Annotated in this window: 12 protein-coding genes; 5 read left to right on the top strand and 7 right to left on the bottom strand. The window is 64.1% G+C overall.

The genetic code is table 11. The features are described from left to right. Window positions 1-50: 50 nt before the first annotated feature. Window positions 51-1,655, bottom strand: coding sequence for a histidine kinase famiy protein (locus tag BM154_RS09990; protein ID WP_074882793.1), 1,605 nt, complete (start codon window positions 1,653-1,655; stop codon window positions 51-53). Between the two features lie 241 nt (window positions 1,656-1,896). Between BM154_RS09990 and BM154_RS09985 the strand changes: the two genes are divergently transcribed. After that, a complete protein-coding gene (locus BM154_RS09985) occupies window positions 1,897-4,668 on the top strand; it encodes a hybrid sensor histidine kinase/response regulator (RefSeq protein WP_074882792.1) in 2,772 nt (923 codons plus the stop codon). Between the two features lie 29 nt (window positions 4,669-4,697). Here the strand turns inward: BM154_RS09985 and BM154_RS09980 are convergent, their stop codons facing one another. The 4 genes from BM154_RS09980 to BM154_RS09965 form a co-directional block, all read right to left on the bottom strand. Continuing rightward, window positions 4,698-5,135: a hemerythrin domain-containing protein gene (locus tag BM154_RS09980; RefSeq protein ID WP_074882790.1), complete on the bottom strand. Its 438-nt coding sequence runs from the start codon at window positions 5,133-5,135 to the stop codon at window positions 4,698-4,700. A gap of 191 nt (window positions 5,136-5,326) precedes the next feature. After that, a complete protein-coding gene (locus BM154_RS09975; protein ID WP_074882789.1) occupies window positions 5,327-6,484 on the bottom strand; it encodes a phospholipase D-like domain-containing protein in 1,158 nt (385 codons plus the stop codon). Window positions 6,485-6,600: 116 nt separating this feature from the next. Continuing rightward, a complete protein-coding gene (locus BM154_RS09970) occupies window positions 6,601-7,386 on the bottom strand; it encodes an oxygen-binding di-iron domain-containing protein (RefSeq protein WP_074882786.1) in 786 nt (261 codons plus the stop codon). 88 nt (window positions 7,387-7,474) lie between these two features. Further along, window positions 7,475-7,756 carry a hypothetical protein gene (locus tag BM154_RS09965; protein WP_074882784.1) on the bottom strand — a complete coding sequence of 94 codons (282 nt, stop codon included), beginning with the start codon at window positions 7,754-7,756 and terminating at the stop codon, window positions 7,475-7,477. 230 nt (window positions 7,757-7,986) lie between these two features. Here BM154_RS09965 and olsB point away from each other — a divergent pair, with 230 nt between their 5' ends. Both olsB and BM154_RS09955 read left to right on the top strand, forming a co-directional pair. After that, window positions 7,987-8,745, top strand: a complete 759-nt coding sequence (gene olsB, locus BM154_RS09960; protein WP_074882782.1) for an L-ornithine N(alpha)-acyltransferase — start codon at window positions 7,987-7,989, stop codon at window positions 8,743-8,745. 98 nt (window positions 8,746-8,843) lie between these two features. After that, window positions 8,844-9,614 carry a lysophospholipid acyltransferase family protein gene (locus BM154_RS09955; protein ID WP_074882780.1) on the top strand — a complete coding sequence of 257 codons (771 nt, stop codon included), beginning with the start codon at window positions 8,844-8,846 and terminating at the stop codon, window positions 9,612-9,614. Window positions 9,615-10,107: 493 nt separating this feature from the next. Here BM154_RS09955 and BM154_RS09950 read toward each other — a convergent pair whose 3' ends face one another. Beyond that, window positions 10,108-11,157 (bottom strand): AbrB family transcriptional regulator, encoded by a 1,050-nt coding sequence (locus BM154_RS09950; RefSeq protein ID WP_074882778.1) that lies wholly within the window; start codon window positions 11,155-11,157, stop codon window positions 10,108-10,110. Between the two features lie 326 nt (window positions 11,158-11,483). Between BM154_RS09950 and BM154_RS09945 the strand changes: the two genes are divergently transcribed. After that, window positions 11,484-12,422 carry a GntR family transcriptional regulator gene (locus BM154_RS09945; RefSeq protein WP_074882775.1) on the top strand — a complete coding sequence of 313 codons (939 nt, stop codon included), beginning with the start codon at window positions 11,484-11,486 and terminating at the stop codon, window positions 12,420-12,422. A gap of 4 nt (window positions 12,423-12,426) precedes the next feature. Here BM154_RS09945 and BM154_RS09940 read toward each other — a convergent pair whose 3' ends face one another. Further along, window positions 12,427-13,023, bottom strand: coding sequence for an acyl carrier protein phosphodiesterase (locus BM154_RS09940; protein WP_074882773.1), 597 nt, complete (start codon window positions 13,021-13,023; stop codon window positions 12,427-12,429). A gap of 154 nt (window positions 13,024-13,177) precedes the next feature. On the opposite strand from BM154_RS09940, the gene BM154_RS09935 reads away from it, so the two are divergent. Next, window positions 13,178-13,489 carry an ArsR/SmtB family transcription factor gene (locus BM154_RS09935; protein ID WP_074882771.1) on the top strand — a complete coding sequence of 104 codons (312 nt, stop codon included), beginning with the start codon at window positions 13,178-13,180 and terminating at the stop codon, window positions 13,487-13,489. The last annotated feature ends 20 nt before the right edge of the window (window positions 13,490-13,509 follow it).

The following is a 13,509-nucleotide window of genomic DNA, read 5'->3' as shown; positions in this document are numbered from 1 at the left end:
AAGCTGGCGCCCAGCGCGACCGCTGAGGCCAGGGTCGCAGCCCCGCCAATTCAGCCAACCCCCGTCGGCCCGTCGATCACCTGGCGCACCTTGCGGGCCAGCTCGTTGGGCACGTAAGGCTTGGAAATGACGTCGAATTCGCTGCCACCGGCATCGGTACGCTCGATCGAGGTCTCTGCGTAGCCGGTTGTCAGCAGCACCTTCAGGCCTGGCTTGCGACGCCGGGCCTCACGGGCCAGCATCACCCCGTTCATGCCACCGGGCATGATCAGATCGGTGAACAGCAGGTCGTAGTCAGCCGCCTCCAGGCGCTGCAACGCTTCCCGGGCGTTCAGGGCGATCTCCGCCACATAGCCGTAATCTTCCAGAACCATTCGTGCAAGATCGGCGACGTCAGGGCGATCCTCGACCACCAGCACGCGCTCGGTGCCGTTGCGTTCGTTGGTGCGTTCCTTCGCCGGGCTGTGAATCACCTGGCTGTCATCGGCCGGGAAATACAGGCGCAGGGTGGTACCGACGCCTTCCTCGGAGTAGATACGTACAGCGCCGCCAGATTGCTTGACGAAGCCATAGACCATCGACAGACCGAGCCCCGATCCCTTGCCTTCATCCTTGGTGGTGAAGAAGGGATCCATGACCCGGCTGCTCACACTGTCGGACATGCCAACGCCATTGTCGGTGATGGCCACACTGACGTAGCGGCCAGGCATCAACCCGTCGTAGGACATGCTCGCGAGTTCTTCCACCGTCACGTTCTTGGTTTCGATGTGTACCACCGGCTGCTCGCGCCCTTCCAAGGCATCGCGGGCATTGATGAGGATGTTGAGAAACGCCACCTCGGCCTGGGTCGGATCGATGCGGCAGTTCCACAGCGACTTGTCGAGGGTCAGGCGCAGGTTGGCGCGGCCCAGGGTACGCTCGCCCAGCTCCTGAAAACCGCCGATCAGCCCGTTGAGGTTGAGCACCCTGCCCTCTAGCTTCTGCTTGCGGGAAAACGCCAGCAGTTGCTGGGTCAGCGTGGCTGCCCGATCAGCGGCGCTGCGGGCATTGGTCACGCAGCGCAGGATGCGATCATGATCGTACGCGGGTTTGCTCGCCGTTCGTTCGAGCACTTCCAGGTAGCCGATCATTACCTGCAGCAGGTTGTTGAAGTCGTGGGCGATGCCGCCGGTCAACTGGCCCAGGGCCTCCATCTTCTGCGCCTGGCGCAACCCTTCTTCAGCGTCGCGGCGACGACTGATATCCAGCTGCGAGGCGAAGAAATAGATCAGCTCGCCGGCATCGTTATAGACGGGCGAGATGAACAGGGCATTCCAGAAGGTCGAGCCATCCTTGCGGTAGTTGATCAGCTCGACAGAAATCTCCCGGCGCGCGGTGATCGCTTCGCGCACCTGCGCAACCACGCTGCGATCGGTTTCCGGCCCCTGCAGGAAGCGGCAGTTCTTGCCGACGATCTCCTCGGGGTGGTAGCCGGTCATCTCCAGGAAGGCGTTGTTGGCGAAGATGATCGGATTGTCGTCACGGTTGGGGTCGGTCACGATCATCGGCATGCGGGTGGTTTCCACGGCCGCGAAAAAGATGTTCTTGCCCGAATCGGAAATGTCGCCTGACGAGGCGTTGTCGACTCGAAAATCCTGCTTGCCACCTGTTGGCATCGGCTCACCTATAGAGCTGCTGGCGCGGCCAGTAGAGCTGGCCCCTGTAGTGAATTCGAGCAACGAGGCGGCGAGAAGTTCTACAACGAATATAGGCTGTACAACTACCTGACCGCTGTGAGTCGGATCAATGCGCCGTAGCGAGCAGTGGCTTAAACTGCTCACATGCAGCTGTTGAGAAGGTGCCTGGCAATGGCACTCTCGCAACCTTTCCCGCACCGCCAGCGCAAGGTTTTCCCCCGTGCCATCCATCCTTGACGATTTCGACTGGGCCGCGACCGCGCTAGGCGCGCACGACAGCTGGCCCAGCGAATTGCGCACCGCTTACGCCATCATGCGCACCAGCAGTTTCGCCATGTGCGCGACCTGGGGGCCCGAGCGAACCCTGATCTACAACGATGCCTACATCGCCTTTCTGGGTAAACGCCACCCCGGCGCACTGGGGCGGCCAATCGAAGAGGTCTGGTCAGACGTATGGCCAACCATCGCCCCGCTGGTCCAGCGGGTGCTCGCCGGCGAGCCCGTGCATCACCAGGACATGTACCTGTTGATGACTCGCAAGGGTTACCCCGAGGACACTTACTGGACCTTCTCCTACAGCCCGCTGGCCGACGCCACCGGAGCGATCGCCGGTTTTCTCAATGTGGCCATCGAAACCACCAAGGTGGTCACCATCGAGCAGCCGGCCATTGCCAACGCCGAGCGGGTACAACTGGCCCTGGCCGCAGGGGCGATCATCGGAACCTGGTTCTGGGATCTGCCCAGCAACCGCTTTACCGTCGATGAAGCCTTCGCCCGCAGCTTCGGACTCGACCCGGCGCTGGGACGCAGTGGCCTGAGCCTGCAGCAGGTAGTGGCGACGGTGCACCCCGAAGACATCGACAGCCTGCATGCGGCGATCAACGAAGCGGTAGCCCGCGGCGGCCCCTACGCCCACCAGTATCGGGTGCGCCGCGCCGACGGCCATTACTACTGGCTGGAGGCCAATGGCCGAGTGGAACTGGCGGCCGATGGCAGCGGGTTGAGCTTTCCGGGCGTGCTGATCAACGTGGAAGAGCGTCGCGCGATCGAAGGCGAGCGCGACCGCGCCATCGCGCGGGTCATGGCCCTCAATGCCGAGCTGGAACAGAAGGTCATCGCCCAGACCTTCGAGCGCGGGCGTACCTGGCAGATCACTCCCGACCTGCTTGGCGTGCTCAACCACGATGGCTACTTCGAGGCGACCAACCCGGCCTGGCAGGTAACCCTTGGCTGGTCCGAGGAAGAGCTGGCCAGCGTGCACTTCCTCGAATTCGTCCACCCCAGGGATCAGGCCGGCACGCAGAATGTCTGGCTGAAATTCAAGGAGGCCGGCGAGCCGGCACTGGGGCTGGAACACCGCTTCCGGTGCAAGAACGGCGAATGGCGCTGGCTGTCCTGGGTGGCAGTGCCCGATGGCCGCAAGACCTACTGCTCGGCGCGTGATATCACCCGGGAAAAACTCAACCGCGCCGAGCTGCGCAAGCGCACCGCCGAACGCGATCGGCTGTGGGAGAGTACCAACGACCTGATGGGCTCTGCCGGGCTGGACGGCTACTTCAAGACCATCAATCCGGCCTGGACGCAGTTGCTGGGCTGGGAGGCCGAAAAGCTGCTCAGCAGCCCGTTTCTCGAGGTGGTGGTCGAGGATGACCGCGCGGACGTGCTCGACCTGATGGAGCGCCTCGGCAACGGTGAGAGGGTCAGCGGCTTCAGCAGTCGCCTGCGCAGCAAGAGCGGGGAAGCCCGCACCTTCCTGTGGACGGCCGCGCCGGATCCGGAAGGCCGGGTTTTCCACTTCGTCGGCCGCGACGTCACCGCCCAGCACATGGCCGAGGAGTCATTGCGCCAGTCACAGAAGATGGAAGCGATCGGCCAACTGACCGGTGGCCTGGCCCATGACTTCAACAATCTGCTGACGGGCATCTCCGGCTCGCTGGAACTGATGCGCCTGCGCATCGAGCAGGGGCGCTTCCACGAGGTGGGCAAATACATGGGTTCGGCAGAGACCGCCACCCGCCGCGCTGCAGCACTGACCCACCGATTGTTGGCCTTCTCGCGCCGGCAGACGCTGCTACCCAAGCCCACCGACGCCAATCAGTTGATCGCCGGCATGCTGGAGATGATCCAGCGCACCGTTGGCCCCGGCATCCGCCTGGAAAGCGAGCTGCAGGCCAACCTGTGGACCGCCCTGGTGGACGCCTCGCAACTGGAGAACACCCTGCTCAACCTGTGCATCAATGCACGCGACGCCATGCCCAATGGCGGCGTGATCAAGGTCGCCACGCAGAACCTGTGGATCGACGCGGCGCGCGGTGCGGCGCTGAATCTACCGGAAGGGCAGTACCTGAGTTTGGCGGTCAGCGACAACGGCGTAGGAATGCCCCCACAGATCGTGGCCCGCGCGGTGGAGCCGTTCTTCACCACCAAGCCGATCGGCGAAGGCACCGGCCTGGGGCTGTCCATGGCCTACGGCTTCGCCAAACAGTCCGGCGGGCAGATGCGCATCGTATCGACAGTCGGCGCAGGCACGGTGGTGACGCTGTACCTGCCGCGCCACGCCGGCAAGCCGCAACCCGATACGCTACCCCAGGCAGCGAGTGGGTTGGAGCCCGTGCCTGAACGGCATGGCAAGACGGTGCTGGTGGTCGACGACGAGCCTACGATCCGCCTGCTGGTTACCGATGTGCTGGAAGAGCTTGGCCTGGTGGTCATCGAAGCCAGCGACAGTGCCAGCGGTGCCACGCTGCTGCAGTCGGATGTCACCATCGACATGCTGATCAGCGATGTCGGCCTGCCAGGCGGCATGAATGGCCGGCAGATGGCCGACATCGGCTTGCAGGCCAGGCCGGCGATGCCGGTGCTGCTGATCACCGGCTACGCGGAAAACTCGCTGCTTACCGATGGTCAGCTGGCGCCCGGCATTACCGTACTGACCAAACCCTTTACCCTGGATGCCCTGGCCTCGCGGGTCCGCGAACTGCTCGCCAACTGATGGTGTTCGGTGGTTGCCCGCACGCCTGATCAGTCCAGGGCGTCTTCGTAGTCCTTGAGGTACTGGGTGGCCAGGGTGGTCTTTTCCTGGGCACCGAGCATCTTGCCCGCCTGCTGGAAGAAGGTGTGCTCCTCATCCTCCAAGTGGTGGAAGATCTTGTCCTTGAGCTTGCGCGCCGTGGCGATCCACGACGGGCTGGACGGGTCGGTTTCCTCCAGGGTTTCCAGCAACTCGTCCATTTCATGGTGCTCGGCCATACCATGGCGGGACAGGTCGACGCCGCCATCATGTTTCATCAGCGGCGAATAGAAGAAGCGCTCTTCAGCTCGAGCATGGGCCAGCAGCTCCTCCTTCAGTTCCTGGTAATACTGGGCACGTTCGGGCGAGTCGCCCTGGGTGGCCACCAGCGCCTCGGCCATGGCCCGCTGACGATCATGGCTTTCTCGCAACGCTTCGAAGATCTGCATGGGGTTTCCTCATCGGCTTTCGGCTATCCGCGGCCTTGGTAGGCCGTCTGCAGGCTGTGACCGAAGCGGCGAAAGGCAGGTTCAACCATTTACCGCAGCCCTTGCCGGCCGACTCGCCGTTCCCGCAGCGCTGAACCCATCATTCGCCAGCGGCGGATAAGCACGCGATCAATGCAGGCGCGCCCGGCGGATCAGCGGCGTCGATCGAGCAGATTGACCACCATACGATCCGCCCAGCCCCACACTCGCTGACGCAGGCGTTTCCAGAACGGCCGGGCCTGCCACATCTGCAGGTCGACTTCCCGGCTCTGGGCGAAATCGTTCTGGAAGCTCTGCTGCACCGCTTCGGTGAATGCCGCGTCGAGCGTCTCGACATTGGCATCGAGGTTGAAGCGCAGGTTCCAGTGGTCGAAATTGCAGGAGCCGACACTGGTCCAGTCGTCCACCAGAACCATCTTCAGGTGCAGGAAGCGGGGGCGAAATTCGAAGATGCGCACACCCGACTTGAGCAGCCGCGGGTAGTAACGCTGACCGGCAAAGCGTACCGGTGGATTGTCGGTATGCCGGCCACTGAGCAGCAGGCGTACGTCGACGCCGCGGCCGGCGGCCTTGCGCAAGGCCCGGCGCACGCGCCAGGTAGGCAGGAAATACGGGGTGGCCAGCCACACGCGGCCCTGGGCGCCGCTGAGCGCGCGAACCAGCGATCGCAGGATGTCGCGATGCTGCCGGGCGTCGGCATAGGCCACCCGGCCCCAGCCGGCCCCCTGCGCAGGCAGCTGCGGCACGGGCTGGCGGTGCGGGGTGAGATAGGGGCGCCAGGCGAAGCGCGAGTTGTTGGCCTGCCACTGGCGGTCGAACAGCTGCAGCCAGTCGGCTACCAGAGGCCCGTCGATTTCCACCATCACTTCGTGCCAGGCGCTTTCGGGCTCGCCGGGGGTCCAGAAATCATCGGTCGAGCCGGTGCCACCAACGAAGGCCACACGGCTGTCGACCACCAGCAGCTTGCGATGGTCACGGTACAGGTTACGCACCCCGCGACGCCAACGCAGTGGGTTGTACCAGCGCAACTGCACACCGGCATCAAGCATGCGCTGGCGGTCGGTGGCGTTGAGCGCCTGGCAGCCGAATGCGTCAAACAGGCAGCGCACCGCTACGCCGCGCTCGGCGGCGGCGCACAATGCGCGCAGCAGGGCATCGGTGCAGGCACTGCTGCACACCAGATACTGCTCGAGCTCGACCGTTTCTTCGGCGGCATCGATGCAGGCGATCATCCGCGGAAAAAACGCCGGGCCGTCGTTGAGCAGCGTGAACTGGTTGCCCGACCGCCAGGCAAAGACCTGACCAGGCATCAGTCGCTCACACACAAGGGATGGGAAAGGCGGCGCATGGCATCTCGGCGACAGCTGGGTGAGGCGCCACGATAGCCGGCCGCGTGCACCTTGCAAAGCGCGGCGCACGCCAGGCGCTAACGCGGCAGCTGATAGTCCTCGGGGCCGAGCAGATCCAGCCCGCATTCCAGGTTTTCGATCCAGTACAGAAAGGCGCTGATCATCTCGCCGCCCACGAACGGCCGGCCGTGCTGCGGCACGATCATCTCCACGTCCATGTTGCGCACCATGGCGGCCCACAGGCGGCAGGCCTTGTTGCTGGCCATGTAGCGGCGGTGAAAACCGAGCATGCTCGGCACGTGGGCGGAGAAATCCTCGACGGGGCCACTGTCATCGAGCATCGAGGCGCCCATGTCGCCGGAAAAGAGGATCTTGCTCAGCGGGTCATAGAGCTGGAAGTTGCCGACCGAGTGCAGGAAATGCGCCGGCACGGCCTTGAGGGTACAGCGCCCGAGGGCGAACGACTGACCACGGTCAGGCAGCGCGATAATGCGGTCATAGGTGTTGATGCCACGGCTCAGCGCCAGGTAGTTGGCCGTCAGGTGCGGTAGAAAGCGCGCCCACAGTTTGGAGCAGATGACCTGGGCCCTGGTGTGCAGCAGCCACTTGTCGAGCGAGGCGATGATGTCCGGGTCCTGGTGGGAGGCGAAGATGTAGGTGAGCTCCTGCACCGGAATGTGCTTGGACAGCTCCATGCTCAGCGGCACGTAGGTCAGGTCGCCACCAGGGTCGAGCAGCAGGTACTGGTCATGGTCGATGATCAGGAACTGGTTGGACTGCACGCCTTCGCCACTGACCAGATCGTCGAACATCATGCAGCGGTGGGTGCCGTTGTCGAACAGCACGATGGGGTCGCGGCGCATACCGGCACACTCGTCAGCCAAAGTGGCAGAGCTTAGGGAGCTACCAGGGCGCGGGTGATGACGTGGGTCAGGGAAAGTCGACGCGGGCTCAGCGCTGTCCGCACATGCGACAACGCCCGCCCGCCATCACCCCGGTGCAGCGCGGGCAATCGCCATTCAGGGTGCCGCGTCGCCACTGCCCGATCTGCACCAGGCGCCGTGCGGCCCAGGCCGTACCAAGGGCCGGCAATGCCATCATCCAGGGAAAGATCATCCGCGCCCAGCCCGCCGCGGCACCGCCCTGCTGGGAAAGGATCACCAGTCCCATCATGGTCACCACACCGCCGATGATGAAGATGAAAGGCAAACCAAGGTTGCGGATGAAGAACATAGGCTGTACGTGCTCGAAGACGGCGGGCGCATATGGTAAGCAAGATTGCCTGCCCACGGCACTCCCAGTGCCCGGTAGCCATCCCCCCTGTCACATAAGCATCACCGAACCTTCATGGGCGTGACACCCGCCCTGCCTAGCCTGAATGTGTTTCCTGAGATTACTCAGGTCTGCAGGCTAATTTCGGTTCGTGCGCAGCCAGGCTGCCCGATCCGCAACGGAGGTAAGGCATGACCCAAAACGCCATGGCACCCGAGCGCAGCAACACTCCCCGTCGCCTGCAGGCCGAACGCCTGACCACGCCGCGCGCCTTGCGCGAAGCTCAGGCCCTGCGCTTTCGCGTGTTCAGCGCCGAATTCGACGCCAAGCTCAAGGGTGCCGAACTGGGCCTGGACATGGATGACTACGACCTGCACTGCCGGCACATCGGCGTGCGCGACCTGAACAGCGGCGAGCTGGTGGCCACAACCCGCCTGCTCGATCACCAAGCCGCCGCCGGCCTGGGGCGTTTCTACAGCGAAGAGGAATTCGCCCTGCACGGCCTGCGCCACCTGCAGGGCCCGGTGCTGGAAATCGGCCGCACCTGCGTGGATGCGGCGTACCGCAACGGCGGCACCATCGCCGTGCTGTGGGCCGAGCTGGCCGAAGTGCTCAACGAGGGCGGTTACCGCTACCTGATGGGCTGCGCCAGCATCCCCATGCAGGACGGCGGCATTCAGGCCCAGGCGATCATGCAGCGCCTGCGCGAACGCTACCTGTGCACCGAGAACCTGCGCGCCGAGCCGAAAACGCCGCTGCCCAGCCTGGAGATTTCGGGCAACGTGATCGCCGAGATGCCACCGCTGCTCAAGGCCTACATGCGCCTGGGCGCCAAGATCTGCGGCGAGCCCTGCTGGGACAAGGATTTCCAGGTCGCCGACGTGTTCATCCTGCTCAAGCGCGACGAGCTGTGCCCACGCTACGCCAAACATTTCAAAGCCGCGGTCTGATCGACGACTTGCCCACGCTGTCCCGTCACGGTAGAAATGCCGTGCCGGGCGCTGCCCGCTTTAGCGCCCTTCTCTCTTATTTCCAGGCTAAAGAATCCATGAACAAACTGCGTCTGTACCTGCGCCTGGCCCGCCTTGCGGCAGTGCTCGGCGTCGGTGCGCTGCTGGCAGCTTTTCTGGTACCGGTCGAACGCCTGACGCGCCGCGACTTGCTGGGCCTGCGCCAAGGCCTGACCCGCTGGTTTCTCGCCCGTCTGGGCAATGCCCTGCCCTTTCGCGTCCGCGTGCAGGGGCAGATACCGCAAAAACCCATGCTGTGGTTGAGCAACCACATCTCGTGGACCGACATTCCGCTGATCGGCATGCTGGCGCCGCTGTCGTTCCTATCCAAGGCCGAGGTGCGTACCTGGCCGCTGGCCGGCTGGCTGGCACACAAGGCCGGCACCCTGTTCATCCGCCGCGGCGCTGGTGATGGTGGACTGCTCAACCGGCAACTGGGACGTCACCTGAGCGGCGGTCGCCACCTGCTGATCTTTCCCGAAGGCACCACCTGCGACGGCGCAGCCCTGCGCACCTTCCATGGCCGTCTACTGAGCAGTGCCATCGAAAGCGGTATCGACCTGCAGCCGGTGGCCATTCGTTATGTTCGCGATGGCCAGCGCTGCAAGGTGGCGCCCTTTATCGGCGACGACGACATGCTCTCGCATCTGCTGCGCCTGATGAACAGCGATATCGCCGAAGTGGAAATCCAGCTGCTCGAACCGATCGCCAGCAACTCGGGCAATCGCAACGAACTGGCCCGCCGCGCCCAGGCGGCGGTCAGCGAAGCGCTGTACGGCCCGCAGCCGGAGGCGCAGGCGGCGGCGTAGTCCTACTCAGGATCCTTGGGCTCGCATTTCCATAGAGCGAAGGCCATCGCTTTGGCTTTTTGGGTGATTCTCTTGCACAGAAATTACTAACGACGCCAATCGCCCCTTCAGGAGGCCGAGTGGAATCGTTGTGCAGGGGGACGAGCAGCATGGATGCGGCGAGAGGTCTGATGGGCCAGGGATGGCCCTTCCAGGCCGGCCCTCGGAACAATGATGGAACGAGGGAACCCTGGCGCAGCCGGGGCCGGATGTCGGGGCTAGACCTTTTGGTTTCTTTTGGCGGGGCCGGCCATCCGGGCAATGCCAAAAGAAACCCGCTCGCCAGAGCGCAACCAAGCGCACAAACAACGCGGTAATGCAGTCGGGCTCGCTGTGGTAGAGGGCGCGGACACCTAGTCCATGCCCATGATTTTTCGCGGGCATGGCCCGCTCCCACAGGTAGCACGCTGATACCCGCTTTCCCAGGCCAGGTCCGCGGCCCATGTAGTTTCGCTCAAGCCCGCCGCAACTGCCGGCTATCGGTCTGCAACCAGCGGCGGAAGATCGGCTCGGCCAGGAACAGCACCAGAAACAGCCGCATCACCTGCATGGCGGTCACCAGCGGCACCGCCAGCTGCAGGGTTTCCGCCGTCAGGCTCATCTCGGCGATACCGCCGGGCATCATGCCCAGGGTCAGGGACTGGATATCCAGCCCGCTCGCCCAGCTCACCAGTACGGCGCCGACGAAAGCCACCAGCATCATCACCAGCGTGGTGAGCAGCGTGCGGGCCAGGAATGACGGGGCGTAACGGAAGAAGGCACGGTTGAAGAAGCAGCCCAGCGCACTGCCGATCATCAGCTGGCCAAGCTGGCTGGCGCCAGCCGGCAGCGTGCTGCTCAGGTCAAAGCCGATGCTGACGGCGGCGCTAACCAACAGCGGGCCGAACAGCCAGGGGTTGGGCTGACGATAGCGCTGCAGCAGCCAGCCGGCCAACGCGGCCGCCGGCATGATCAACGCCAGCCAGGGCCAGTCCACCTGAACGGCGTGCAGGTGCAACTCGCCGTCGCCGAGCAGGAATTTGAATAGCGCCGGCACCAGCAACACCACGGCCACCACCCGCAGGCTCTGCGCCGCGGCAACGCGGGTCAGTTCGGCGCCGTTGCGAGCCCCCAGGTTGACCATTTCCCCGGAGCCGCCCGGCATGCTGGAAAAGTAGGCCGTGGCCATGCTTTCCCCGGTTCGGCGCATGAACCACACCCCGGCGATGCTGCTGAGCACGGTGATCAGCGCGCCGACAATGATCGGCAGCAGATGCCCGCCAATCTGCGCCACCAGCGCCGGCGTAAAGTGCAGGCCGATACCTATGCCGATGATCCACTGGCCGACCTTGCGCCCGCCCGGCAGCGGCTGCAACTGCCAGGTACTGAAGCAGCGCACCAGGATCACCGCCACCAGCGAGCCGATCATCCAGGGCAGTGGCCAGCCAATGAACGTGGCGATCAGCGCACCAAAGGCACCGACCAGTGGCGTGCCCAGGTGATTGCTCCAGTGGGTCTTGAACATTGCGTCCCCTTCGGTACGTGCACCAGTAGCCTGGTGTGAGATCCAGATCGAGGTGGTCGCGGAAAACGAAAGCCTGGTTATTCGATGTTTTATATCGCTACGTTGATCACAGCCTGTCGAGCGCAGCGGCATTTAGCTAGAGAATCTGCCGCTGTCCTCGTGATTTCGACCTCACTATTATTGATCTTTAGAAGCATAAAAAACAATATGCAGCTGATGAAGCGCAGCGCACTGCATCTTTCCGTGGCCTGAATTACGTAGCAGAATGCAGCGTTTGCCGTGCAGACCGGCGCACGCATTGCCCAGACAGGATCTCGCCCACTGCCATGGCCCAGGACAACACCCCTTCAGCGGTTCTCACTGCCCTGCAGAAGCGCGTCGCCCGCGAGGTGATCGCCTACGTGCGTCGCGAGCGTCTGCCCATCGGCCATCACCTGGCCGAATCGCACCTGGCGCAAACGCTGAACACCTCGCGCACGCCCGTGAAGTTCGTGCTCAGCCATCTCGCCCAGCGCGGCATGCTCACGCACGACCGCAATCGCGGCTTCTTCCTGGCCCGGGCGGCTGAAGACCTCAACGAACTGGTGCAGGAAATCGCCGAGGCCGAGGAGGATTCGGTGTACCGCCGCTTCGTCGCCCTGCGTCTGTCGCGGCAATTGCCCGAGCAGTTCACCGAGATCGAGCTGATGCGCCAGTTCGGGGTATCCCGCGCCGAGTTGCGCGCGGCCCTGCTGCGCATGCAGCAGGAGGGCTGGGCCGAGCAGCGCAGCGGCCAGGGCTGGAAGATGCTGCCGGTGATCGATTCCATCGAGGCCTATGAGGAAAGTTTCGCGTTCCGCTCGATCATCGAGCCGGCCGGGCTGCTGTCACCGACCTTCCAGGTCGACCGCGAGCTGCTGGCCAGCTGCCGCAGGCAACAGACGTTCATCGCCGAGGGCGGCTACCTGAGCATGACCATCGAGGAACTCTACGAAGCCAATTCGCACTTCCACGAGATCATCGCCGGGTTCTCCGGCAACCGCTTTTTGCTGCAGTCGCTCAAACGCCTGGATCGCCTGCGCCGCCTGGTCGAATACCGCGTCGAGGTGTCCCGCGAGCATCGCCGCGCGCAGGTCGAGCAGCATCTGGAGATTCTCGACCTGATCGAACAGGGCGATCGCCTCGCCGCCGCCGACCGCATGCGCGCGCATCTGGAAGGCGCGCGGCGCAAGAAGGTCGATGCAGCCCTGTTCGATAACCTGCAAAACGGCTGCGCACCGGGCTGATTGCTCAGCGCGCAGCCTTTACCATCGCTTCACGTTGCTCATGGGCGAAGGCCATCAGCTCCGGATAGAAGGCGCTGAAATCTTCGCTCAACGGCTCGTAGAGACTGCGCAGGTCGTCCAGCCCACCATCCAGCAGGCCCGGGCGCGACAGGCGCCGCGACATACCGGCGATCACCTGCCCCAGCACCTCGAACTCCTGGTAACTGCCGAGCCAGTCCTGCGCCGCCATGCGCGGGGCAATGTGCTGCAGGCTGCCGGGCAACTGCGCCTCGGCCGCCAGCACGCGGTATACGCGCGCGGTGAAGCGCTGCAGCGGCTGCTCGCTGTAGCGCTGCCAGTCGCGGGCCAGGCAATGATCGAAGAACAGGTCGAGAAAGATGCCGGCCACGCGCCGCCGCTCGGCGGGAAAGCGCGCCCGCGCCCTGGCCTGCAGCGGATGGCTGTCGGTAAAGGCATCGATACGCCGATGCAAGGCGATGCCCGCCTCGATGGCGACCGGCCACTGCCCGGCCAGCGGCCCCTTGACGAAATCGCCGTACAGGCTGCCAAGCAGCTCGGCGGGCGCATCGCCGCCCAGATGCAAATGTGCGAGGTAGTTCATGGCGACCAGCTTAAAGCCTCCACTTGCCGGCGGCGAGAGGCGCGCCATCATGCCGGTCGATATGCACTATCTGCTTGAACGATCTGTATATCGCCAAGTCTCGATATAAAGTTCGCTCCATCGCGATATAGCGTTACACCTTGCAGGCGTCCCGATGAGTAACAACGACATCGACCTCGACGAAGTGATCAAGGCCCTGGCCCATCCGGTGCGCAGAGACATCCTGCGCTGGCTGAAGGAGCCGCAGGCGCACTTCGTGCAGCCCGATCACTCCTTCGATATCGGCGTGTGCGCCGGCAAGTTCGACGAACGCACGGGGCTTTCGCAATCCACGGTCTCGGCGCACCTTGCCACCTTGCAGCGCGCCGGCCTGGTGACCAGCCGCAAGGTCGGCCAGTGGAATTTCTTCAAGCGCAACGATGCGACCATCGAGGCCTTCATCGAACTGATCGCCCGCGATCTCTGACCTTCGGGGAACGCCAGCCG

This window comes from Phytopseudomonas argentinensis (genome assembly GCF_900113905.1).
GTDB lineage: Bacteria > Pseudomonadota > Gammaproteobacteria > Pseudomonadales > Pseudomonadaceae > Aquipseudomonas > Aquipseudomonas argentinensis.
This window is presented reverse-complemented; position numbering and strand designations above follow the sequence as displayed.